The organism is Bacteroides sp. D55t1_190419_B8 (genome assembly GCF_015558905.1).
GTDB lineage: Bacteria > Bacteroidota > Bacteroidia > Bacteroidales > Bacteroidaceae > Bacteroides > Bacteroides vicugnae.
Map to the genome: position 1 here is coordinate 123,107 of NZ_JADMOU010000008.1, position 26,286 is coordinate 149,392.

The 26,286-nt window shown below is 40.0% G+C and carries 12 protein-coding genes; all 12 read right to left on the bottom strand.

The window, feature by feature from the left end; all coding sequences use genetic code 11:
• Nucleotides 1-4: 4 nt before the first annotated feature.
• A complete protein-coding gene (locus I2I13_RS09790) occupies nucleotides 5-3,076 on the bottom strand; it encodes a TonB-dependent receptor (protein WP_195649366.1) in 3,072 nt (1,023 codons plus the stop codon).
• A 29-nt stretch (nucleotides 3,077-3,105) separates the two neighbouring features.
• Entirely contained in the window at nucleotides 3,106-4,542 is a 1,437-nt protein-coding gene (locus I2I13_RS09795; RefSeq protein WP_195649367.1) for an IPT/TIG domain-containing protein, read from the bottom strand.
• Nucleotides 4,543-5,017: 475 nt separating this feature from the next.
• A complete protein-coding gene (locus I2I13_RS09800) occupies nucleotides 5,018-7,561 on the bottom strand; it encodes a glycoside hydrolase family 31 protein (RefSeq protein ID WP_195649368.1) in 2,544 nt (847 codons plus the stop codon).
• Nucleotides 7,562-7,646: 85 nt separating this feature from the next.
• On the bottom strand, nucleotides 7,647-8,711 hold the full coding sequence (locus I2I13_RS09805) for a family 43 glycosylhydrolase (RefSeq protein WP_195649369.1): 1,065 nt from the start codon (nucleotides 8,709-8,711) through the stop codon (nucleotides 7,647-7,649).
• A gap of 31 nt (nucleotides 8,712-8,742) precedes the next feature.
• Nucleotides 8,743-9,255 (bottom strand): hypothetical protein, encoded by a 513-nt coding sequence (locus I2I13_RS09810; protein WP_117932799.1) that lies wholly within the window; start codon nucleotides 9,253-9,255, stop codon nucleotides 8,743-8,745.
• A gap of 24 nt (nucleotides 9,256-9,279) precedes the next feature.
• Nucleotides 9,280-10,425, bottom strand: a complete 1,146-nt coding sequence (locus I2I13_RS09815) for a SusE domain-containing protein (protein ID WP_195649370.1) — start codon at nucleotides 10,423-10,425, stop codon at nucleotides 9,280-9,282.
• Between the two features lie 19 nt (nucleotides 10,426-10,444).
• On the bottom strand, nucleotides 10,445-12,337 hold the full coding sequence (locus I2I13_RS09820) for a RagB/SusD family nutrient uptake outer membrane protein (protein ID WP_117932795.1): 1,893 nt from the start codon (nucleotides 12,335-12,337) through the stop codon (nucleotides 10,445-10,447).
• A 17-nt stretch (nucleotides 12,338-12,354) separates the two neighbouring features.
• Nucleotides 12,355-15,459, bottom strand: coding sequence for a TonB-dependent receptor (locus tag I2I13_RS09825; protein ID WP_195649371.1), 3,105 nt, complete (start codon nucleotides 15,457-15,459; stop codon nucleotides 12,355-12,357).
• A gap of 165 nt (nucleotides 15,460-15,624) precedes the next feature.
• Complete coding sequence (locus I2I13_RS09830) at nucleotides 15,625-17,655, bottom strand: hypothetical protein (protein WP_195649372.1); 2,031 nt, start codon at nucleotides 17,653-17,655, stop codon at nucleotides 15,625-15,627.
• A 240-nt stretch (nucleotides 17,656-17,895) separates the two neighbouring features.
• Entirely contained in the window at nucleotides 17,896-19,905 is a 2,010-nt protein-coding gene (locus I2I13_RS09835; RefSeq protein WP_195649373.1) for a glycoside hydrolase family 65 protein, read from the bottom strand.
• A gap of 186 nt (nucleotides 19,906-20,091) precedes the next feature.
• The gene (locus tag I2I13_RS09840) at nucleotides 20,092-22,101 is read right to left on the bottom strand and encodes a hypothetical protein (protein ID WP_195649374.1); all 2,010 of its coding nucleotides are present in this window, start codon (nucleotides 22,099-22,101) and stop codon (nucleotides 20,092-20,094) included.
• Nucleotides 22,102-22,193: 92 nt separating this feature from the next.
• Complete coding sequence (locus I2I13_RS09845) at nucleotides 22,194-26,222, bottom strand: two-component regulator propeller domain-containing protein (RefSeq protein WP_195649375.1); 4,029 nt, start codon at nucleotides 26,220-26,222, stop codon at nucleotides 22,194-22,196.
• Nucleotides 26,223-26,286: the final 64 nt, after the last annotated feature.

A 26,286-nucleotide genomic window follows, 5' to 3' on the forward strand; every position in this document is an offset into this window, starting at 1 on the left:
CGTATTATATATTAACAGTTAAACCTAAAGTGAGCGTTTTAGACAACGGATACTGTTGTCCGTTAGAACTCCCCATTTCAGGATCCCATAATTTGAACTTAGAGAATGTCAACAGGTTTGTCCCAATAAAGAAGACACGTACATTATTCATCAAGATCGCACGACTGATATTCTTTGGAAGTGTATAACCCACCTCTACGGTTTTCAGACGCAGATATGAACCATCACGCAGCCAATACGTCGATTCACGGTTATTGTTATTATTATTCTGCCAAGTCAAACGAGGATATTTGGCGTTAGGATCCTCATTTGTACCAAGGCTCCAGTAATTTCCCACTACATCTGTAAGGATGTTACCCCAGTCGCCACCACTAAATGGTCTGACTCCGAACCCATCAATAAAGAAAGAGGATTTACCAGCACCCTGGAAATGTAGATTCACATCGAACCCTCTCCATGTAGCAGACACACCAAAACCGTAAATCAGATTCGGACGGGTTGTGGAACCAATAGGCACCTTATCACTATCATTAATTACACCATCACTGTTGACATCCTTATATTTAATATCACCAGGCATTACTGTTCCCCATTCTGTTTGCTGAGGACTGTTACGAATATCATCATAATCCTTAAACAGGCCAAGAGCTATCAGACCTTTTGCCTGGTCTACACGATACCCTGCATCTCGTATATAAGGATAAGCACTATTCGCCTCATCAGCTGCCAGTATCTTATTCTTGCTATAAGTAAAATTACCACGTACAGTCAGACTCACGTCACTTATGTTCTGTTTGAAAGCAATATTTCCATCAAAACCGGTAGAACGTACTTTACCAACGTTTGCATTAGGTGTGAGGTAACTTAAACCTAAAGTTCCGGGTAAATTCTGACGCTTCATAAAGATACCATCACGCGTTTCATGGAAATAATCCACCGTACCTGTCAGTTTATCATCCCATACTGCGAAATCGACACCGACATCATGCTTAGTAGCAATTTCCCATGTCACACCAGAAGAAGATATCTGCTTATAAATCTGTCCATTATCCAGATTAGGAGTATTATAATCTCCCCAATTATAAGGATTTCTACTCTCAAAGAGTTCCAGATAAGGGAAACGATATTGATCATTCCCAATCCTTAATGCATCATTACCAACCTTACCATAAGAGTAACGAAGCTTAAACATGTTCATCCATTTCAAGTTCTTCTTAATAATGGGTTCTTCCGCAATATTCCATGCTACTGAATATGCAGGAAAGAAACCAAACTGGTTGCCCGGAGCAAAGTTTTCAGAGCCATTGTACCCAAAGTTGAAATCAACCATATAACGGTATTTCCACCCATAAGTAACACGCCCGGCAAGCCCCATATGTCTGTTAGGAAGCCAATCATAGCCGGCAGTACTTTGTGTGTTGACATATTCATCCTGCGTATATTTCAATGTACCACCCACCGAATGATCACCGAATCTACGATCATACTGCAAAATAGCTTCTAAAAATTGTCTGCGGTTACCCGAAGCAGAAGAGTCATGAAACATCAACTTTTTATCTGCCACCTTTTTGAAAACGATTTCACCGTTAGAGTCTCGCTGACGTTCAGCTTGCCATTGTTCAGGCCACTGCTTATGATTGCGATAATTATTGTTATAAGTATCAAATCCAAAACGCCCGGTAAACTTCAGACCTTTCGTTATAAAGTCCAATTTCTGATCCAGAGTTGCATTAGTCTGAATTACATTCTGCCACTCCTCATAATAACCGGTTTGTGTAGCAATCACCCATGGGTTGGTACGTTCGCTTGTTCCAGCTGCCGGAATTCTGCCATTCGAAAAAATCACAGGCATATTAATAGGCGTCTGCCCCATTACTGATTTCCACAATGCATCAGAACCAAGTCCCGGATCATTTTGAGTAGAAAGCCAGCCTGAAACTCCTACCGTCACCATAGTAGTCTTTGTAACATCAAAATCCACATTCATACGATAATTCCAACGCTGATAATTGGCATTTGTGTTATAGTCTTTCAACTTGCCATCTGTTTTATACATACCACCCTCGCTAACATAACTTGCCGACACAAAATACCGTGCTACAGAGCCACCACCACTTATATCAAGATTGGCACGATAAGTCATTGCACCGTCTCTTAACAATACATCCATCCAATCCACATTCGGATATAAATCCGGATCCAGCCCTGTCTGAATCAGTCTCAACTCATCTTGAGAATACATCGGTTGCTGTGAACGGGTTGTACGTGATTCATTCAGCATGGTAGCGTAAGTATAACCATCCACAAAGTCAGGAGTAATGGTACGTGCATTATAAGAGGTCTCTACTTTTGCATTGATATTAATCTTACCAGCTTTACCCCTCTTAGTAGTAATCAGCACTACGCCATTTGCACCACGACTACCATAAATTGCGGTGGCCGAAGCATCTTTTAATACAGAGAATGACTCAATATCTTCTACATTGACTTCATTAAGACTACGTTCGAATCCATCTACCAGAACCAATGCTCCGGAGCCTGCTCCAAAAGTAGAAATACCACGAATCCAGAATTCCGACATATTAGCTCCCGGTCTACCGGAAGTCTGTCTTGCCAGCACACCAGATACATTTCCTGCCAATGCATTTACTAAACTTGAAGTAGGAGATGATTTTAAGACATCTACATCGACCGTAGAAACTGCACCTGTCATTGTTATTTTCTTTTGAGCACCCGTACCGGTGATAACCACTTCATCTAGCACACTCGCAGTAGACTCCCGCAATGTGACATTAACGTTGGTCATATTATCCTTTATCAGAACCTCTTGTGTTTCAAATCCTATATAAGAAAAGATCAACGTACTGTAAGGAGCTATTTTGATCTTATACACACCATCAATATTAGTGATAACTCCCAGACCGGCAACGTTCTTCACCGAAATATTGACTCCAGCTAAAGGTATCTTTTCGGCATCTCTAACCGTACCGGTTACCTCTATCGTCTGACTTTGGGCATGCATATCAATGACGCAACCCGTTGTCAGTAATAATATCATGAATAAAAATTTCCTCATAAAATAAGAATTGTGTGTTAATCATCAATTTACTGTAATGCAATGGTTCGAATACGGTGATTACCATTATCACCAACATAAAAAGTACCTGTAGACTCTTCATAACAAAGCCCCAAAGGATAGTTGAAACGAGCTGTTTCACGAGGATCACCATCAATATATCCCCATACAATCTGGTCTGTCGAATAACTCCCACGCCCCGCAAACGTTGTAACGATACCATCAGGAGTTATCTTACGAATACAATGGTTGGCAGCATCAGTAACATAAAAATCATACACATCCGCACGTTTCTCTGCCACATATTCTTCATTCAAGACAAAACATCCCTGCATTGGATTATCTAAGCGAGCAGAAGTTCCAGATGCGTCATAATAACCATATGACCCGAATTCTCCAGCAAAAGTAATAGGAGTTTCCAGATATTTACCGGCCCAATTGTATTCTGCTTTCATTACACATTGCTTGTCACGTGCTATTAAATAGGCAAAGTTTCCACTTGGATGAAAAGCAACACATTGGAACCAGCCGCTTGGCCCCATCTTTGCTATCTGTACCGGATACCACATTTGTGTCTTATCATTCCAAACCGCTTTATGAAGTGTAGCATCGCGACCACGACACAAAAAGATAGTACCGTCTGTAGGATGTGTGAATAAAGTATTAAAATCATCTCCATTTAAAGCCGGATAAGAGTTTTTGAAATCTTCTTTACGAAGTAAATAATAGGCCCCTGCACGTTCCACATTCCCCTGCGGACAGTTCACGAACATAGTATCCCTGTTTACACTCCAACCAAGGCCACTCGGTGCATCACTCCAGCCGGCAGCACCGTTGGTAATCACAGTAGCTATGGAATCCTTATCCAGGTATACTTTACGTAAACTATGTCCATTCTCGAAGAAATAGATACAACGTTCGCCTGATGCTTCATCATAATCATAGTACATGGCAAGAGGAGTTTGAGTTCCTGCTTTCTCAAAATTACCATCTGTAATAGAAGAATTACCCTCACTATCTACTATACCACATAATGTACCGACAGCTACATTATACTGATAAGAGAACTTTTGTTCAAATGTATATGTGGCATTCACACTTTTATCCTTGTTCAATATATCTACTTGCACGGATCCCCCATCCGCACGGGGAGGGACAATACAATAAATCTGTGTACCAGAGGAATTAACAACTTTCGCTTCTTTACCACCGACAACCACTCGTATCAGTGAGGGATCGGTCCCAAAATTACTGCCATTGATAAACATATTTGTGCGTACAGCACCTTCCAATGGGTAATAATCAGTAAAGACGACTTCAACATTGGGATCAGAAGCCACATAGACCGGAAGATTAACTTCCACATTCTTATCCATGCAACTACCAAGTCCACCCAAGCAAATCAAGGAAAACAATACGAACCTAACCTGTTTTCCTCCTTTTTTTGTTTTAAAAAGGCTTTTCATTGTATTAAATTATTCGTTAAACAATTAAATATAAATATCAAAAGAAAAAATAACTATGCATTATTCCAATGCCCACTATCAACGAAATGCAAAATAAGGTGCTATTCTATTAATGGAATAAAAATAACGGTTCAATAAATGACAAAAACAGGTCAAAGCCTTATAAAACGACTATCCAGGCATGTTTTGGAGCATTTTTACTATTTTAAAACAACATCATTACATTCCCATAAAACTTTTGCTATAAAGTCAATGCAATATACTTTGCTCTGCTTATTATCCAACCTACATCCACCTCCTGGAAGATGAAGCAATATATGGTATAGTTATTATAATATAGTTATAAAAACACAAACTTTTTTTAGTGGGCTAGAAATAGAATATATCAGCTACAGCATCGTCTTGTCCTATATTCTTGTATATTTAAAAAAATAGTGGGATGTTTTTACACCCCACTATTGCATTTCTCGCACTATTACTTGTTCCAGCAAATAGATTGTAAAAACCAGGCTTTATTTTCGTCATTCAAACCTTGACGCTTCAAAACCTCCGGAAGTTCAGTATAACTTTTCCAGAAATCAGAAACTAAAGAAGAGATCTTCTCCGGTGCATAGATTACCGCTTCACTCAGACTTCCCATTTTGCCAAATTCTTCCTTGAAGCAAATATATGAATCACGGTATTTTAACTGCTCCATAGATTTAGCAATTCGTTTAGATGCTCCCAACAAGCCGTTCATATCAGCTGTTTCCGTAGGATAAACTATTTTAATAACCTTTTCCTGATCACATGACAAAACAGGCAAATCAACCGAAAGAGCAAACTCTTCACCCAAATATTCATATTTGGCAGGTTGACCATTTACAGTGACAGACTGAGGAACAAGTGATGAGAGCACTTTCACTTTGAATGAACGAGATTCAGGCATTTCTTTATATTGGCCATCACGTTTACCGATAACAATCGTTCGTTCCTGCCCTTGGCTGGAAGATGTTAATTTAGTCACAGCATATTCCGAAGCATAGTTCTTATCGTTTCCATTATCTTCATAAAAATTAAAGGACGAAATTCCATTTCCACCAGGGAATACGGTAACAACAACCTCCTCATCATTACCGTTCAGGTTCATCACCTTTCTTGTATACATCGGCAATACCGCTCCCGCTTTTACATAAATCGGATATTCATCAATAGCAAAAGGACGTTCCACTATTTGTCCTCCTTTCAGTAAGGTGCCTGTATGCAACTCATACCATTCACCTTCGGGCAGCCACACACGCACTTGTACATAACCATCTTTTGCAGGAGCTGTGGCAGGAGCAACCAGAATATCATCTCCAAACATATATTCATTACGGAACTCATATGCTTCCTTATTATCCGGATAATCATAATACATCGGACGACAAAGTGATAATCCTTCATCATAACCTTTACGAGCCATTGTATAAATATAAGGCGCCATCTCATAACGTTGCTGGATTGTCTTACGAAGAACATCACAATATTCTTTGTTGAATACCCATGGTTCCTTATTCAAACCGGCACTTTTTTGAGAATGTGTACGCATAATCGGGCTTAAGGCTCCGAATTGCAACCAACGAGTGTACATTTCCGGATCTATACTTTCACCGATATGTCCTCCCAGGTCATGGCTCCAATAACCATATAATACATTGGAAGCTGTCGAGTTGAAGTAAGGCTGAAAATCTAATGATTTCCATGAAACAACTGCATCACCGGAGAAACCCACCTGATAGCGATGATTACCCAAACCTCCCCAACGGTGATATAGCATCGGACGTGTGTCCCTGTTCTTTTCCATATTACTAAAGAAAGCATAATTAATCCACCAAGTGTTGCTCAAATTCTTCACCTTCGGATCATATATCCCTTGTTGCCAGTCCAGCCACCAAAAATCAACACCATCTTTCTCCATTGGCGTCAATACATTCTTAAACATATTTTTAATAAACTTCTTATCTGAATTTATCCATGGAATAGTCTGTTTGGACTGAGGATCGACTCCCATATCTTTTGCTAATCCAGGATATTTTTCTTCATAAGAAGCTACTCCATCCGCCGGATGTAAGTTAAGGGTGATTTTCACATCATTCTGTTTCAAGTATCCCAAAAACTCCTTTGGATTCGGGAATAAATCACGGTTCCATGTCCAACCGGTCCAACCACCTTTTCCTTGTTCTGTATAATGCCAGTCCATATCTACCACCAATACATCCAAAGGAATCTGATAAGTATGGAAATTATCAATCAGATTACGGAACTCCCTGTCAGAATATAACCAATAGCGTGACCACCAATAACCAAATGCATACCGGGGAGGTAATGGTACTTTTCCCGCAAAGAGGGTATAATCTTTCAAAGCAGCTTTATAGTCATGTCCATATGCCATGAAATACCAATCCTGTCCGCCATTAGCCGGACGCTCTTTCACCCAATCCCAATCTTTATTATCATCAAACAAAAGTCCCTGAGAATCATCAATCAAAGTCCAACCGTCCGTAGCCAACAAGCCATCTTCCAGTTTCAGTTTATCACCTTTCTTTGTATCAGCCACCCATGTTTGTGTCTGTGTATCACCATCCATACCATCCAATGTACGATAGGTTCCTTTCAAGTTGCCCTTCTGTTGCATACCGGGTTTCCAAGTAAAAGGTAATATTTCTTTAGAGGCAGTGATAACCAAGTTCTTATCTGTAAACTGTCCACTGTTTTTCTTATAACGCATCTTCATTTTGGAAGTCGTTATTTCAACCCATCCCCCTCTTGTTTTTAGCTTGTAATCTACCTGGGGATAGTTACGATTCACAACGATGTGAGATCTATCGTCCACGAATTTCCCATCCGGTGCATATTCCAGACGGATTGCTCCATCAGAAATGACTGTAAATCTTACATTGTCATCTGTATAAGCAATATTTCGTTGTGTATTTTGCGCTTGCAATACAAATAGAAAACTCTGCATGACACAGAGTAAAAGCAATAATCCTTTTTTCATGATAATATTTAAAAGCAATAAATTTATAATTCGAGAATTAAATAGGGTAGTTGCAGTTATCATAGCTACAACCACCCTATGTCAACTACTTACTCTTCTTGAAAGTCGGAGCTTCCGCCTTTACAACCGGTCCGTCCCCCACGAGATACGGCCAATCATCGTCATCCCAATAAACTCTATCAAGCAATACTACACGACCTAAAGATGGATCGGCAGTCCGGTAAGCATGATAGATAATCCAATCTTTACCTTCATCATCCTGCACTATTTCAGCATTGTGTCCCGTACCCAGAAATGCATCATTTCTATGTATCAGTACTTCATGTTTATTATCATTCATGTCGTCACCTGATTTATTCAAATAAGGACCAAAAAGCTCGGTGGAACGGCATACAACTGTCTGGTATGTACTATTTTCACCCTCACAACAAGTGCCTGTAGAGCAGAACAAATAATAGTATTTACCTCTTTTCAAGATATATGATCCTTCATAAGCATTGGTACCTCCAGTATTGGCAGCGACCTGTATTTTTGTCGCTTTTGCATTTTCAATACCTCCTTTCAGTCCAAGACCGTCTTCAGTCAATTCAACACCCCAAATACCATACCAGCTTCCCCAGAAAAGATATTTTTTACCATTATCTTCAATATAGAAAGGGTCGATACTATTATGAACATCGATCTCATTGCTACGGAATAATTTGCCTTGATCAGTAAACGGTCCTTCCGGCTTGTCCGAAACAGAAACACCAATACCACAAGTTGCTCCACCTCCCCACTTGGACAAGGAGTAATACATCACATATTTTCCATTGATATAATTGATGTCCGGTGCCCAAATACCTGCTTCCGGTTCCCATGATGGTTTTTTATCATCCTCGTAAGCGCCGCCCACATAAGTCCAGTGAACCAAGTCTTTGGATTTGTGTATCCATGTATTTCCTCCGGTAGCATACAAATAGAAATATCCGTCTTCCGCTTTTATCACTGTCGGATCCGGATTATCAGAGTCGATGACAGGATTTGAATACCACACTTTGTCTGCCAATGGAGCTTGTTCTGCTTCACCTTTCTGTTTATCGCTGTTACCACACCCCCATGTAAGCAGGGAGAGTATTCCAAGCGTAATTGTATGTTGTAAGTATAACATAAGTTCTCAGTTTTTTATTAATTTTACTAATCTATTCCATACTCGAATTCAATTCAACACCAGGTCCCAATACAATATGGATTATGGAAGTCTTTGATTCTTTGTCCGTTTCTGAAGTAATTGGCATACCATCCGACTGAAACGCTTCCAATGTAATGCTAAACTGAGCTTCTTTTTCGTCCACTCCAAAAGCTTTCATATATTCCATTATCTGTTGATTGGTAAAAAGCTGTTCGCGTACTCCGTTATAAGTAAGTATGCTTTTATCTTCCACACCCATTGTTTCAGTTGTTTCTCCATCTACCTGCAGTCCTAAAGTCATAACATACTTCGATGCTGTTTCTATATCCAGCCAACGGTAGACAAAAGCAACCCCATCCATATTTTCCTGTGTAATCTGTACATAATAATCATCAGATTCCACTTCTACTCTCGGTACACGTGGTTGTGGGTCACCCTCACTTTCCACATCTCCACATGCTCCCAATACAAATATATTAGTAAGCAGATATAGTATTATAAACAGTTTTTTCATGATTTTCATATTTTAATTTACTTCTTATGGAGATTATTCAGTCGGCTCCAAATATATCTTCATCTCATTAAGGTCTACTGTCAAAATGTATTTACCATCAGCAGCAACAATCCATTTCAAGTCACCGCCATTATTCTGATCCCTTGCTTCTCCGAGTTCGTGTTCTACGGCCGGATTTGCTCCTTGTGAAGGAGCAAAAAAGAATTTTCCTGTAAAATCTGCTCCATTCGGCTCCAACGCCAACTTAAACTCTTTACCGCCATAAAAGTTACCTGTATACGTCCAACGTTCTGGATGGCGTGGATCATTATTCACAAATGCACCTTCCTTTTTCATTTTACCCCAATCCCATCCGATGGTACTGGCATCGCCAACAATCCAAATCCCATCTTGCGGTAAAGGGTAAATACTAACGATATTCACATCCAAACGATTTAAGTCCACAACTATTGTGTAGATACCGCTCTTTGTGTTTTCAAACATCTCACCATTCCCTGCTTCTGCCACATATTGCAAAGAATTATCTCCATTCTCAGCTTTCATGTAGCATGGATAATCAGAATCCGGACTAAGTGCAAAGAAGTACTCACATGGTTTCAGTTCTGCTGTCGACTGATATACTCCTGAACCCACAACCTTCTCGGTCATTCGGCGAACAGTTTTCTCTCCAGCATCATCCACCATCACCATATATATCGCAGTAGCATTCTTATCATATCCGATCACGTCCAATTGCGTCTTCGACAACTCCGGTTTCAAGTATTCTACAGATGAATTGACCTGTCCTATAACCTCTGCTTCAATAGTCACCTTATCTCCAGGAAGTATACTCCAGGAAGCCAGTATATCATTCAACTCCTTATGCGTAAAACTAATGGAACGTTCCTCCGATTCAATCTCATACAAATCTGTCACATTAGAATGTAAATCTGCCATATACATTCTGAAAAAATAGGTGATAGTAGCATCAGCTCCCCCACGTTGAGCCGCAGCATCCCATGTAAATAAAACAGCAACTTCATTCTCCTTCTCTTTCTCCAAAGTAATTTCAGAAGAAGAAGCCTTCAAAAGCATCTGATCTACAGGAGTTTCAAGCGCGTAATACTCCGGATCTTTATTACAGCTCGCTGCTATCGACATAAGAAAGAGCAAGCATATTAGTTTCATTATCTTATTCATAATTATGCTTTTCATTTTATTAATTCCAGAAAGGCGCCTGGACCAAGTTCGTGTTCTTATTCATCTCATCTATATATACCGGCAGCCAATACATCGCCTTTTTCCAAACACGGGTCTGAAAAACGGTTCTCTTGTAAAATTCCTGACTATTTATTCCTGCGAAGTTCATACCATAATCATCTCCACACATCTCCGGAAGTTGTTCTACAATTTTCCAACGGCGAATATCCGACCAGCGTGATCCTTCACAACAAAGTTCAACACGACGTTCCATACGAACGATCTCACGCACTGCTAATTGATTATCATCAACATGGATGTATTTGGGATCATCCAGTGCTACAGTATTCAGCGTATATTGACGTACACCCGCACGTTCACGGACTTTATTCACGTATTTCAATGCATCCTCACGATGTGCTCTATCATCGTAAGCCTCATTAACAGCCTCGGCATAATCCAAATAGGAAGCTGCCAAACGATACAAGAACATTTGACGCCATTTGTAACTACCATTCTTCGGATTATCTTGCGGATATACTTTTTTACGAACCAAATAACCATTTTGGGGGGCATCGTGTGTATAGTCATTATCTCTCTGATTCTTAAAGAATTCAAATTTACGCCCTGCCAAAGCATACCACGAACCATTATAGCTCACTGCCGTATAAAAACGTGGTTCTCGGTTACAATACATATTATATGTACCTTCGGCAGTTATTTCTCCCTTTTGCCCTGTTCCGCCAGTCCAGTTGGTAGACCTAGCTTCTACTTCTGTCGAGAAACCTTCTTCTACATATTCTGAATTGTCATCGTCTTTCGGAAGTCCGTTCTTCATAAAAAAAGCATCCACCAATCCTTGATATACGCCCAAACCATTTCCGCCACCATATTCTTTAGTAACCGCCTTGTTTGTATAGAACTGGTAACTTTGATAAGCATCTTCTTTTGTATATGGGAACAATATCTCCTTGTTTCCATCCTGAAATTTTGTAAACCAAAGATTCTCAAGTGAAGTGAACGGATCAATTTCTCCCTCATCATTATATTCTACATACAAACGATAACCAGCTTGCTCTGCCACATCAAGTAATTGTTTGCAAGCCTCTGCCGCTTTCACCCATTTCTCCTGGCTATAAGTAGAGTTAAACAATTCCTCACCCTCTTTATTCTTATGCCCGATATACCACTCATTTCCGTTTACTAACGGGCTTGCAGCAAATAATAACATCTTCGCACGAACAGTCAGACACATGACTGAAGTTATTCGCCCATATTTCTCCACACTCTGCCATACAGCAGGTAATTGTTTAGATGCTTCCAACATTTCATTATCCAAATGACTGACAACTTCATCAAATGGCCTTTGCCCCACCATCAAATCTGAAAGAGTAAAGTCAGTCGGGGCAATATAATTCGGTCTGAATGGAATAGGCCCATATGCTTCCAATAATTGCCACCAATAATAAGCTGCAAGAAAACGTGCTTCCGCTTTCATATAATCCACTTCTCTCTGAGGAAGGTCGGAATCAGGTAATGCGTGTACACGTTCTATAAAAATATAAGCCTGACGTATTTTTCTCGGAAGACCATCCCAGAAATTTCCTGCCCATTGTGTATTCGGTGTCCATCCACCAAAAATCTTGGTGATATTGGGCCAGTCCCATTGCTGCCAACGTGCAGAAGCAGTCAAGTCATCTGCAAACACTTCCCAACCATACGTATTTAGCCAGTCATTACCCGGATTAGGGATACGGCTGTATACATTGGCCAGCCATGATTCTACTTTTGTCTTATTTTCAAAGACCATGTCTATGTCAATTTCCGTATCCGGTTCTTTATCAAGATACGTACAGGAACCCAACGATACGATGCCTATTAAACCGGCAACTATATATTTTTTAAGTTTCATTATCGTCATTTTTTTAATTAGAAATTCAGGTCAACTCCAAACATTACAGAACGCATAGCCGGATAACGCAGACCGGTGTTCGTATTTAATTCCGGATCCCACAGTTTGAAAGGAGAGAAACAAAATAAGTTATTACCACTCACGTAAAAACGAATAGCTTTGGAATGTATCTTATCAGTTACAGATTGCGGTAAAGTATATCCAAGTTCCAGCGTTTTCAAACGCATAAAACGCATATTCTTTTTCCACCATGTGGAATTCCGGTAATTCTGTCTATTAGGCTCCTCCGTCAGTCTCGGCCAGAAGACATCTTGAGCAGGGTTCTCTTCTGTCCATCTGTCGTTATAATTAGAGTAAATATTCCCTTGTAATGTTTGTCCGCTACCCGGAATGAAATACGTAGTTCCACCAATCACACGATAAGTATCACCTGTTCCTTGGAAGAAGAAATTCAAATCCCAGTTTTTGTAGCTCACATTACCTCCGAAACCATAAACAATACGCGGGTCTACCGTTCCACCAATGTATCCTTCATCCGCATCAGTGATAATGCCATCGCCATTCATATCTATATATTTGATATCACCGGGACGTACTTTTGAAGCTCCAACGTCCTGTGTCGGTATACCGAATTTCAAATTACCATTCGCATCGAAATCATCTTCTGTAAACAATCTTTCTGCCTGCAATCCATACAAAGTATTTAATGAACGACCTGTCAATCCTCTGTATGTACCTTTCACAGTTTCTGGCTCATCGTATTCGTCCACCCTGTTGATAGCATACGTGAAATTAGAACGGAAACCAACAAACCAATCTTTATTAATTTGTTTATTATAGTTTAAGGAGAATTCCACACCGCGGTTAGTCACTTCACCAAAATTGGCCCAAGGATTAGTCAAGAATCCTGTCTGTGAAGGAATAATCTTACGCTGCATAAAGATATTGGTACGTTTTTCTTTGAAAACATCTACCTGTAATTCCAATTCATTCCATAATCCCAGTTCAAAACCAAGGTTCATTTTCAGAGCTGTTTCCCAAGTAAGATTTTCAACTCCAACTTCTCCTTCTGAAATACCGGTACGACCAATCTGTCCTGTATCACCCCAGTTATACTTATCTGCATTGGTATTCAATGTTGTTATATAGGCAAAACGGCGTCCTCCGATATCATCATTACCTACTTTTCCTATAGAACCTCTTAATTTCAATTTACTCAATGTATTTCTGAAACGATCCATGAAAGGTTCTTCAGACAATAACCATCCGACTGCCACAGAAGGGAAAAAGCCGAAACGTTTACCTTTAGCAAAATTCTCTGAACCATTATATCCAAAGTTGAACTCCGTCACATAACGGCTATCGAAAGTATAAGACAATCTACCCGCAATACCTTGTTTTCTATAAGGTTGTACACTACCATTATCATAACTTTGCTGATTATACAGAAACAATGCATCTACGTCATGCTTTCCGAAAGTGCGAGCATACGTTAATGTTCCTTCAAAATAAACCCTCGAATTTCCATATTCCCCTTTATTTCCATGTCCCAAAGAGTCATCTCCATATTTAAGTACCGAATGAATCAGATTACCTTCAATGTCACGTCCGGTAGCAATACTATGATAAGTAGCATCCTTTCCCCTTGTAATCGAACTCTGATTCCAACGGTCGAAAGAAAAGGTTACTTTCGCTTTTAATCCCGGCGTGATCATCTTCAGATTCTGTTCAATAGCAAAGAGTGACTGAATCTGTGAAGCTGTAACTACGTCGTAACCTCGCTGTGTCACCGCTGCCCAAGGGTTCACATCATTAATAGCCATAATTGGAATAGTCCCATCTGAATAGCGGGCAGGATACACGAAAGGAGAAGTTATAAACGCTCTATCAAAAGCATCGTCCGTACTAAATGCCTGTTTGCGGTGTGTTTGAAGGAACCCACCGACATTTAAACGCAGCACTGTTGTCTTAGTCACATCCAAGTCAACATTCGCACGCATATTATAACGAGTTAGTTTCGTTCCCGTGTCATAAGGCAATGATTTATCCGTCTCCATAATTCCCTTCTCACCGAAATAAGAACCCACCAACGAATAGCGCAGAAAATCGGAACCACCTGATACGGTCAGATTCGCACGAGTAGAATAAGCATAATCCTTTGTTATTTCATCCAGCCAATTTACATCCGGATACAAATCTCTGTCATAACCATATCTCGTTCTGTCAATCTGCTCCTGGCTGAAAGGCAAACGCGACTTGTTCTCTGTTATTTCATTTATCAATGCCATATGATCGGCTGCCCCAATAAAATCCGGAAGTTTTGTCGGCTCTGCAATAGAATGTTCCACACGCAGATTGACAGAAGGAGCTCCTACTTTACCACGCTTCGTATTGATAACGATGACACCATTTGCACCACGTACACCATACATAGCACTCGCCGATGCATCTTTCAATACAGAGAAAGATTCAATTTCAGCGGGGTCTATGTTATTCAAGTCGCGCTCGATACCATCTACCAACACTAACGGAGATTGTCCACCGGAGAAAGAAGCAATACCGCGAATCCAAAAATTCGAGGAATCGTAACCCGGTTCTCCCGAACGTTGAACCGCTATCACACCGGCAATCTGTCCTGCCAGATTATTAGACAAAGAGCGCGTGGCACCAACCTGTAACTTCTTAGGCTGTAATGTCTCGATAGAACCGATAACCGACATTTTCTTCTGACTACCATATCCAGTAACCACAACCTCATCCAAGGCTTCAATATCTTCTTCTAAAATTACATCAAAGTTAATCTTACTTCCAACTTTTATTTGTTGAGTTTTGAAGCCAATATACGAAATCTCTATTACAGAATTCTTCCCGGGTACATCCAAATAAAAATGTCCGTCCATATCTGTAATCACTCCAGTCCCTGTCTGTTCCAGTATACGTACATTCACACCAGGAAGAGGATTCTTGTCCTTATCGGTTATCGTACCACTGATACGAATACCTTTCGCTTGCTCCGACATATTAGTCTTACCAGACATAGAAGAATGTTCCGGTAAAGCGGAGTTAGCGCTTGTTCCATAATACAATAACAAGCAAACAAACAATGCTTTCTTCAAATCCATAATATTAAATTTAAAAAACTCATAATAAATACTTTATCTCATATTGAGTGAGAGCAAAAGTAGACAACCAATATAAAATGTAATAAAACAGATAGACCAATAATTAAAAAAAATCGTTCAAAATGAAATTAAAATATAATTGGGATATCTTCTGACCTATTTCTGTCATTTTAAGAAATGTTCCGCACGTCCCGGAGTCAATAACTCCCACAAAGATGCAACTGTCCATCCTGGTGCGAAGATATCGTTATAATACCCTTTTCCATTTTTGCCATAATCCCAGTTGGTATGTTGAACGACTTCCGGATAAAAACCGGATTTGGCAATTCCACATAGATGCCCTTCATGAGGTAGCAATTGGCGCATGGAAGTAGAAATCACCTCAGAGAAATGGGCAAAACGTGGCTCCTCATATTCCTTTGACAACCATTGCAGTACCGAAGCAAATTCAAAAACAAACACGTCAATATGGTTATTTTCTACAGAGACATTGCCCCAGCCACGAGTTTTCAGACCAATATCACCCAACATCTGACCTTGAGCAAAAGGAACGTCCCATACATAATACCATGATAATGCAAAATAAGCAGCCTTTCTTGTCAGGTCGGCATAATGACGATGCTCGTCTCCTTTCGTTATTAACGAAAGATAGTAAGTTGCTGTAGCAGCATAAAGAGAAGCCTCTTTATCTTCACAATTGGCATCGAGAGTAGATGAAAAATAGTCAGCTTTAGATATCAAGACTTTCTCCAGATAATCTGCTGTCCTTTTAGCACTGGCTAAATAACGTTTATCCTTAAAATATTTATATCCCATTATTAAAGGTAAAGTGGCCGAGGGGGTACTTCCTCCACTATTATCGACCACTGTAAAATCATCGTGGAATTTACGGGGGAAACTGCCATCTTCATGTTGCAACTGCAGAAGTATATCGAGCATATTTTTCATCTTTTGTTCCCATTCAGGATGACGACGGCCATTCTCCCTTTCATAAGCAAGAAAATGAAGCATAGCATAAACCCCTTCTGATTGACGACGAATACTATGTACAGGATCTTCATACCCTCTATCAAAGTTTACCGATTCTTTAAAGAAACCAGCCTGGGTAAAGCCATTCTTCAAATAACTATCGAATACTTTCATACTGTTTTCTTTCAGATCCTCTCTGCCACATTGCCAACTATATTCCCAAGCATTGAATGCATTAAGGAGTACACGACCGATAAAACCGACTTCTGCCTGACCGTTACTCTGACAATCAGCAGTCCGCAAATGAATACCCGAATTAAAAGTCAACGAATTACCAGTCACCAGACTATTCACAAAAAAACGGCTCATAACTTCTTTCATATCCTCAATAGAATAAGGAGTATCAACCGGAGCCGGAGCATAAGTGTCATAGCTATACTCCCACGCATTCCGAATAAAATCAGAATAATCATCAGCTTTATTCTCCAGAATCTCCCATGTCAGTAACATTGTTTCTCCTTTTTTCAGAGACTGAAAAGCCTCTACTGCCGGAGCCAATGTTAATTTTCGAATATAGCTTTTAGGTGCTTCACGGTAAGGAAAACCGAAAGAAAGTGTTGCCACTCCATTCTGATTTTCGAATCCAGTAAAACCTATTGAAGTTTTACCTGAAAGAATGATTTCTCCCTCTCGATGAGTAGACAAAACCTCATTAGCAAAATTGTCTATACGACTCACTGTCACAAAGCTTTTTTCCTTTTCTGAATAAATACCTGTAAGAGGAGCACTCAATCTATCCTCACGTACCAACCAGCTGTCTGATGTATGAAATGAAGGTGCTTCCTTAGGAGATCGCAGATTGCGACGATACCAGAACCCCGGCATATAGAACTGGCAATCATCATGATTGAAACCGGTTGACAACTGCTCGCTAAAATTAAAATAAACATCCTCTAATGCAGTCAGACTGACATTGATACGTAACTTACCATTCATATCCTCCATTCTCTGAGTTATTACCATAGGAATACCTTTGGAAGGTTCCAACAGATAAGATGAACGGTCATTCTTCAACTGCCTCATATCCAGCGAGTATTTTTCCGATTCATTTCCCGGTACTTTTAAGGAAATAGATGCTGAAATCTTTTCTGGAGTATAATTGACAGCTTCAACAGCCTCAACATATAGCCCAACAAGTATTCCACAAAATAAGCATTTTAAATTCATGTAAATTCAATTAAATGAATCAGTAATAAAATAAATACTGGTTCTGTTAATACACTAATAATTCATTTTCAAACTTGAGCAACAGCTAATATCTTATAGCTTGTGTGATACGCAACAAAAGTATGGAATTCTACCAGCTTAGGATATTAAAAACAGGTCAATAAATGAAATTCCAGTCTCAATTTCCCTCCCAAGGTATACATCTTCTGACTCTTATTTACACAACCGAAAAAATTGAACTCATTTCTGAAGCCGGACATATGTTTTACCATCCGGTCCGACTCCTTTAACGACCAACCTCTTCCAATGTCCTGGCAATTTCGAAGACAATTGTTTAATGCCGCTATCTGTAATTTCCAAACCACAAAAGCCATTGATTACAGCCTGCAAAAGTCCTCCCGCACCAGTTGAGAAATAAGGATTAGTACCTCCTGCACCTTCAGAAAGTACACCGAACGGAGGTAGTTGATTGGGACGGAAGCTTTGCACAAATAATTCATAAGCCTTATCCCCTTCACCAAGGCGCGCATATTGCAAAGCCAATACAGAGAATGACATTGCGGGGCCTCCTTTGTCAATCTTTCCCTCATAATACTCCAAATCCTTACGAATTTCTTCCGGACGGGTAATCAGGTTTAATGGATATACCAGTAAATTAGCATCCGCCTGCTTGATAACCTGTCCATTATAACCATCATATTCCATAGTCACTCCATTTTCAAATTTGGGAATGCGTAGCTTTGCCGCTATTTCTTTCCACACTGCCGGAGCTTTAACCCCACATATGGAAGCAGCTTTAGCAGCATCCTGTAATACACGAATAACAGTACCATTCGTAAAGGCATTATCATCACCCTCTGCGTATTCATCGGCACAAACCACATTGCGAATCGAATAGGAACCATTGTCATTCTTTTCTACACGACTTACCCAAAATTCTGCCACTTTCTCCATTAAAGGAAATCCTTCTTCACGCAACCATCGCTGATCTCCACTCATACAGTAATAATTCCAGGCCGCAATGGCGATATCAGCAGTGATATGATGTTCAAAAGGACCAGTCAACGCCCAAGTCGGACACGCTTCTTCTCCTGCATCATCACTTTCCCAAGGAAACATAGCCCCATCATATCCATAACTTAATGCTTTCTGGCAAGCAGCTTCCAGCCTATCTGTACGATAATCCATCATTGTTCGTGCAATGCCCTGATTCATAAAGAGCATAGGCGGATACATCCAAAATTCGGTATCCCAGAAAATATGCCCATTATATCCCTGTGAAGAAAGTCCAAAAGGAGGTATACTCAACCGACTTCCTTTGCGTGCATTGGAATACAGATTATAAAGTGCAAAACGCACAGCACGCTGTGCTTCATCATCCCCCTCAATCACAATATCACCTTTCCACATCTCGTTCCAGAGTTTTCGATGCCCATTCGTCAGACGTGTCAATCCCTCTTTCGCACCATAAATAACTTCACGGTCTGACTCATTGTATGGATCTATAAAATCACGTCCGGTACAAACAGCACCTAATAAAGTAAAGAAAAATTTCTCTCCTTTCTTTAATGAAATAGAAATTTGGCCATTCCCATTATATTGTTGCTGCACATTAGAATTCTTATCATAAATAAATGCGGAAGAAGCCGAAACTTTCTGTTCGCGGTATTTTGATAAAGCCCAAGTACGCACTATTTTTATATCATTCCCATTAACATTCACATTGACCAGTTTCGAACCTATGTTTTTATACTCATCAGGCACCTCAATAGGATTTGACACTGTCAAATACATATCCCCCAGTGCCATAACCTCCACACGAACCAGTCCTGCATAAGGTAAATTTCTTAGAGCACAGATACTATAAGATACATCCGCTTTTCCATCACAAGTGAAGTGCGTATTATGAGTAGCCTCTTTCATATCTATACACTGTTCCCATCTCGAAATATTATCACCATTTACAGTCTGTCCATTAATTTGCATCTGCAATTTGAATGGATTGATTCCTCGTAAAACACGACTCACATCTTGAGGAGTAGCAGAATCAAAAACATGGTTTAGCATGACATGGCGAATAGAAAACGGTTCTTTCCACGGCAGGATACCAATACCCCCATTGCCAACTGTTGCTCCGTAATAAGTTCCGTGATAATCGGTTGTCTGTATCTTCCACAAACTATCCTGCCCATTTGCCTTAATGGTGAGAGCTGATACCAGACAATAAAATACGATAAATAGATTTCTCATATAAAAAATAAGATATTTAATTTGTTAATGACATCCGACACAAAAATAGGGCGTATCTGCCAATCATTAGGAAATAACCTGACCAAATGATGTGACAAATAAACCAAAAGTGTACTAAAAGTAATATTTAAGCCAATTTTGTTACCAAAATTGGCTTAAATCAAAGGACAGATTGTTTTATCTTATTTAAATGTGTACTTCAATCGGTTTCCCATTCGTAATCTTGCTTCTTTTTACAATCTTATGATCCTTTTTTATCAAAACCAACAGTTTGTCATCTTTATCACGCTTCACCTCAATATCGAATATGGAACCAAATGCACAGATACGTTTCAATGACATCCTATTCCAACTTTCCGGTAGCTGCGGTGTCATCATAAAAGCATCCAATGCAATGGGACGGATGCCGAACAGTCCCTCGATCATAATGCGACAATACAAAGCACTTTCTGTGGATAAATGCCTTTGGTTTCCCTCCGGCCACGCTTCCACTGCGTAAGGAACATGATCACCCAACAAACGAGTAGCAGAGTATTTATCCAAATATTCAGTAGCTATGTCTCTGGCACCACAAGAGTAAGCCCCCCGGAAAGCATAGAGTGTAGAACGATCCCAATAAGTAGAAGTACCCGATTGAGTTAACAACCCATTCTCCATCCACAGCTTATCAGAGAATAGAGCCTCCACAGTACCTTTCGCCTGATCATAAATACCCATAGCCAGAGGAATGCAAATCCATGAACGCAGCACAGTATTGCCATCATAATAACGATAGGTATCATACCCCTCTACATTACGGGCAAAATATGCATCAATATTCTTATAAAGTTCAGCAGCCCTATCCTGATAAGACTTTAACTGTTTATGTTCTTTTTTCAATGCCTTTCCCAAATAAGCAGCTGAAATCAAGGCATCATAATATAATGAAGATGTACATAGATTAGCTTTTCCGGCAGGAAAACGATTTTCAAGTTCATCAGAATCAGATTTTACCACCCCATCCGCATTCAGCTGACGATGACAATATTCCAGACACCATTCAATCAGCGGCCACAATTTTTCAGCCTCATTACGATTACCGGATGCCAAAGCATAACGTGCTGCGCCATAGCCAACCATTGCTACATCACCACGATCACCCGCAACACCAAAACAATCAATCCCTTCTGCAATTATAGATGAAGGTAAAGGTTTATACTCATCATTCATATAGCGCATAAACAAGCCGAATGAATCCATAGCCGAACGGTTTCCGGCTTGATAACCTAAATATGGAAAAAACGGATTGATATATTCGGCCTGATCATTCGCCCATACAGCAGCATAATAAGCTTCCCCGCCAGGGCTTTGCATATATCCGCCTTTGGTATCGAATATGCTTTCCGAACCACGTATCTTGGCAAAAGAAAACATAGTATTGATTACGTCACTCGGAGTCTCTAACACAAGGTTACCCTGTATCTGACTCAAAAATCTCCGACGTGCCAGAAGTTCATTATTAACATCCAGCGCTAATTCCTGGGCATGTTTCTTATATCCTGCATAGATTACCTGAAACCAAGCCTTTTCTCCGGTTTTCAGTAGATAAGTACCATCTTTTACCGGAGAAGAAAGGGTAGCCGTTAATGTATAACTGCCTTCCACTCCTTTTGCCTCATCAGTATAATAAGAAAGAGTGGTCGATGGGAGTTGAACTGTCTGTGGGTGATCTGTCGTATTCTCCAACTCATATTTCTCACAGAAGGCCGGTTGTGACGTGGAAGGAAAAAGTGTACGTGTCAACGAAATCCCTTTAGTAGCATATACACTCTTTACAGTCATAATTCCATTCAGCGATACAATCTCCACCTTTTCACCTACTAATGGCTGGCCATTTACAAGACATAAATGTGCCCAGTCTCCATTAAAATGATGCTGCAAACTACCATGGGTATCATTAGGGATAGTACGAAAAGTGGGTAAAACCATATTCCGGTCAATCACCCATTCACCAGCTTCATTAACACCATAGCGCAATACTGTTGAAACTTTCAGTCCACTCATTTCAATATGGTCATTATGCACACCATTCACTCTCCAGCAAATACTGTCAGGTGAAGTAATCACCCACCTCGTTATCTCACTGGCATTCAGCAAACTGGTATACAATCCAATTAGTAATAGTGTAAACCACAAAGTCTTTTGTCTGGTCATCATATCTTATAGTATTATTAGAATTTTTACACTAATAAATTATAAATCCTCAATATAACAGATGATATAGAGTGAAATACGACTCTATATATAATCTACTCTTCTTTCGAATTAACAAAATCCTTAGGCAATACCCCAAATTGCTTTTGGAAACATTTAGCAAAGTAAGACGGAGAATTAAATCCCACCATGTAGCAGATTTCATTCACCCGGTTTTCTCCCTCTTTCAACAATTGAGCTGCCTTTTTCAAACGCTCCAGGCGTAAGAACTCATTCGGACTCAAATCCAACACTCCCTTTATTTTCCGATAAAAGTTAGACCTGCTCATATTCAGGTTATCCGCCATGTCATCCATGCTAAATTCAGGATTGGCATAATTAATCTGAATTACTTCGTTCAACCTCTTGATAAATTCCTCATCAGCTTTTGTTAAAGCCATTGTATTAGCAGCTATAAAAGGAGACTCCGCAAAAGCTTGACGCAGTTTCTCTCTATTCTGAATAAGATTGGAAGCACATGCTTGTAGATATTCTACAGAGAAAGGTTTTTCAATATAAGCATCTGCCCCCAGTTCCATCCCCTCTATCTTTGATTGTATATTGGTCTTGGCAGTCAGCAGGATAACCGGAATATGGCTGTAATTCAAATCCGACTTAATCGTCTTACACAATTCGAAACCATCCATCACGGGCATCACAACATCACTTATCACCAGATTCACATAGTTACCATCAAGCACCTGCAATGCTTCTGCACCATTAGTAGCTGTCAGTACTGTATAATCTCTCGACAACTGACGAACAACAAAAGTAAGCATATCAGGATTATCTTCCACTACCAGCACAGTGGGACGATTATTTTTCTTTCCCGCCTGTTCGGCAGGGATTTCATTTACCCTATCAATTTCCACCTCCGCCTCTGGGGTTAAAGTGATTGTCGTATCCTGAACGATCGGTAAAGTCAAACAGAAAATGTTACTTTCTTCTCCTGCCTCCATAGCCAAAGTTCCCAGATGTAATTCAGCCAACGAGCGGGAGAGTGCCAAACCGATTCCAGTACCAGTAGTCACCTTTCCATCCTCTTGCTCATTGAAACGAACAAAAGGTTTGAAAATCTCCTCTTTCATCTCATCAGGAATGATTACTCCATCGTTTACTGTGCGAATACGGAATAGATTATCATCATCAGTTTCGGGTATTTCCAGCATTACATGTACATAACTCTCGGCATATTTCATTCCATTGTTCAACAAGTTGCTGATAATCTTCGTAAATGCTTCCTGATTAACATGGGCATAGAAATCTTTTTCTGGTACCTGTAAGGTAAATTCCAGCCCTTTCTGTTTTGCAAGAGAAGTGAAACGTATATGAGTTTCTTTCAATACTTCTGTTATATTGCATTTTGCAAAGTTCAACCGGAATCCCTGGCTTTCCGTCTTGCGGAAGTCAAGTAGCTGATTGGTCAGATTGAGTAATCGTTCCGTGTTCTGTTTCATGACGTTCAAGTCTTCACGGGTTTCAGCATCCACTTGTTTTTTCAGTATGATATTTTCCAACGGACCTTTAATCAATGTCAACGGTGTACGTATCTCATGAGCTACATTCGTAAAAAAGTCAATCTTTGCATGATAAACTTCACGTTCTTTCTCCTGCTCAAACTTCTCCATCTGCCTACGATGCTTATTGCTACTACGCCTCTTGAAATATATAATTACATATAAAGAACAACCAATAATCAACAAAGCATATACAAAATAAGCCCAAACAGAAAGATAGAAAGGAGGAAGAATATGTACTTTTAATGATATTCCATTTTCATTCCATACCCCGTCACTATTAGAAACTTTTACTTTGAATGTATAATTGCCATATCGCAGATTGGAATAAGTGACAATAGGGCTTTCGCCAATTGTCAGCCAATCCACATCAAAACCATCCAACTTATACATGATTTTACTCATTCTTGGAGCTTGAAAGTCCAATGCTGTTACCCGGAAAGAGAAAGAGTTCTGACTAGACTGAAGAATAAGCTCATCAGAGAAAGTAATACTCTTTTCCAATGGAGATCCCGGTTCACCGACATACACTTCTTTGCCAAACAATAGGAAATCCGTAATCACAATAGATGGAAGCGACCTATTCTCTGAAAAGGTCTTCGGATTGAAAGCGATAAAGCCGTCGATGCTTCCCAGATAAATCGTACCATCTTCCGTTTCCAAGCTGGAGCGGTAATTAAACTGATCACCCAGCAAACCATTGGAGGTAGTATATACTTTCATTGCCCCGGTAGTAGGTTGGAAACATACGAGGCCATTATTCGTTGTCAGCCAAAAAAGTCCGTCTTTATCTTCCACAATCTGATAAACGACATCGTTTGGCAATCCATCTGCCAGATTATAGCTGGTAAAGGTTTCCGTTTCCGGATGGAACAAACAGAACCCTCCGCCTTGAGTCGTCAACCAAACTTGCCGGTGAGAATCTTCGAAGATACTTACCACTTTATCATAAGGAAGGCTTTTCGGATTATTTTCATTATGCAGATAATTCTTCCATTTCTTCTCACTTACATTATAACAGTAAGCACCGTTTGCGTAAGTGGCCAGCCAGAGGTTTCCTCCTGAATCTTCTTTTATGTCATATACAAACCGGCCATTCAGTTCCGGTATCCGGTCAAAATCATCAGATTGTCTGTTGTAGCGCAACAAACCGAATAAAGTACCTAGATAAATATCCCCCGTCGTCGTTCGGCAAATGGAGAAAACGCTGTTGTCTATCAACGAGCGGGGCGAGTCTGTCTTCTGGTAAGTTTTCACAATAGCTCCTGTACGGGTATCCACCACTTTCACTCCTTTCGAAAAAGTCCCCACCCAAAGGTTATCATCAACCAGACACAGTCCATGAACATTTGTAAAAGCATAGCTTGGCGTGAAGAAAGAAAAAGTCTTGGTTTTAGGATTAAAACGATTCAAACCACCATCTTCTGTACCAATCCATAGAATTCCCTGGTTATCTTGGCAGAACTCACGCACTCGTTTCCCGTGCAGACCATTCTCTGTTCCTTTCGGATAATATTTCTCGAAGTTCGTATAAAAACGGGGATAGTAGTTTATACCGCCGAAGTAAGAGCCAATCCAAATGCCACCCTCACGATCTTTACACAATGAATAAATGGCATTATCGGATAAAGAATAAGGATCATTGATCGAACTGCGCAAATGAACGTACTTACCTAACCGGAGATTATAGATATAAAGTCCCGACTCTGCACCAATCCATAGTTCATTGTCAGAAGCAACCAACAGTTCACGACAGAAAACAGACTCCCCGGATTCATCTTCGAAAAGTAAATCATGCAATTTGTTTGAAGTCAAATTCAATTCTTTCACTCCTCCTTTTAAAGAGCTTATATATAGACAGTTGTATGCACCTTTTACAATACAGGTCACTACATCGTTCGCATAAATTTCCTTGTTATCCACAGGCGAAAAATAAGGATGGAGAGTGTTTAGACGGTCTTTCGAATAGAAAAGCCCATCGCCATAACAGCCGACCCAAAGGGTTCCGCTATTGTCAAAAGCAAAAGTCTCAACATTGGTGGTAAGAAAAGAGAAGTTCTGTAAGGTGTGGTTCTGAAGCTCTCCTTTTTCCAGATTATAACAGAACAGTCCCTGTGATTCCACTGCCATCCAGACACATCCCTGATTATCTCCGGAGATAGCCGTCACAGTATGTTCTATCTTTGTATTCTCTACACTTTGTTTGGTAAAATGCTTGAAAGAATCTTTTTCCGGATAATAGATATAAAGCCCTACATCCGTACCTACCCAGATATTTCCTTTTTCATCCTCATAAAGTGCCGTGATGAAATTATTTCCTATACTCCGCTGACTACGGTCATCGTGCTTAAATTTACGGAATGACAGACCGTCATATCTGTTCAGTCCATCCTTGGTACCGAACCACATAAAACCTTGTCTGTCCTGCAAAATTGCATTGACCGTATTCTGGGATAATCCGTTTTGTACACTAAGATTTTTAAAATAGTAATGTTCGTCCGCCATTTGTGCATGGCAGCCTATCTGATAGCCTATTAAACAGATCAAAAGTATTAGAACTTTCTTCATAAACATACGTGTTTTCTATCTTTCCGTTTGAGTTACCAAATGTAGGCAAAATCACAGCGGAAAG

Bases quoted from the DNA above. Each gene is read 5' to 3' on its own strand.
- I2I13_RS09810 (WP_117932799.1), bottom strand. From the start codon at position 9,255: ATGAAAATCATGAAAAAACTGTTTATAATACTATATCTGCTTACTAAT.
- I2I13_RS09830 (WP_195649372.1), bottom strand. From the start codon at position 17,655: ATGAATTTAAAATGCTTATTTTGTGGAATACTTGTTGGGCTATATGTT.
- I2I13_RS09790 (WP_195649366.1), bottom strand. From the start codon at position 3,076: ATGAGGAAATTTTTATTCATGATATTATTACTGACAACGGGTTGCGTC.
- I2I13_RS09805 (WP_195649369.1), bottom strand. From the start codon at position 8,711: ATGTTATACTTACAACATACAATTACGCTTGGAATACTCTCCCTGCTT.
- I2I13_RS09815 (WP_195649370.1), bottom strand. From the start codon at position 10,425: ATGAATAAGATAATGAAACTAATATGCTTGCTCTTTCTTATGTCGATA.
- I2I13_RS09800 (WP_195649368.1), bottom strand. From the start codon at position 7,561: ATGAAAAAAGGATTATTGCTTTTACTCTGTGTCATGCAGAGTTTTCTA.
- I2I13_RS09845 (WP_195649375.1), bottom strand. From the start codon at position 26,222: ATGAAGAAAGTTCTAATACTTTTGATCTGTTTAATAGGCTATCAGATA.
- I2I13_RS09825 (WP_195649371.1), bottom strand. From the start codon at position 15,459: ATGGATTTGAAGAAAGCATTGTTTGTTTGCTTGTTATTGTATTATGGA.
- I2I13_RS09835 (WP_195649373.1), bottom strand. From the start codon at position 19,905: ATGAGAAATCTATTTATCGTATTTTATTGTCTGGTATCAGCTCTCACC.
- I2I13_RS09795 (WP_195649367.1), bottom strand. From the start codon at position 4,542: ATGAAAAGCCTTTTTAAAACAAAAAAAGGAGGAAAACAGGTTAGGTTC.
- I2I13_RS09840 (WP_195649374.1), bottom strand. From the start codon at position 22,101: ATGATGACCAGACAAAAGACTTTGTGGTTTACACTATTACTAATTGGA.
- I2I13_RS09820 (WP_117932795.1), bottom strand. From the start codon at position 12,337: ATGAAACTTAAAAAATATATAGTTGCCGGTTTAATAGGCATCGTATCG.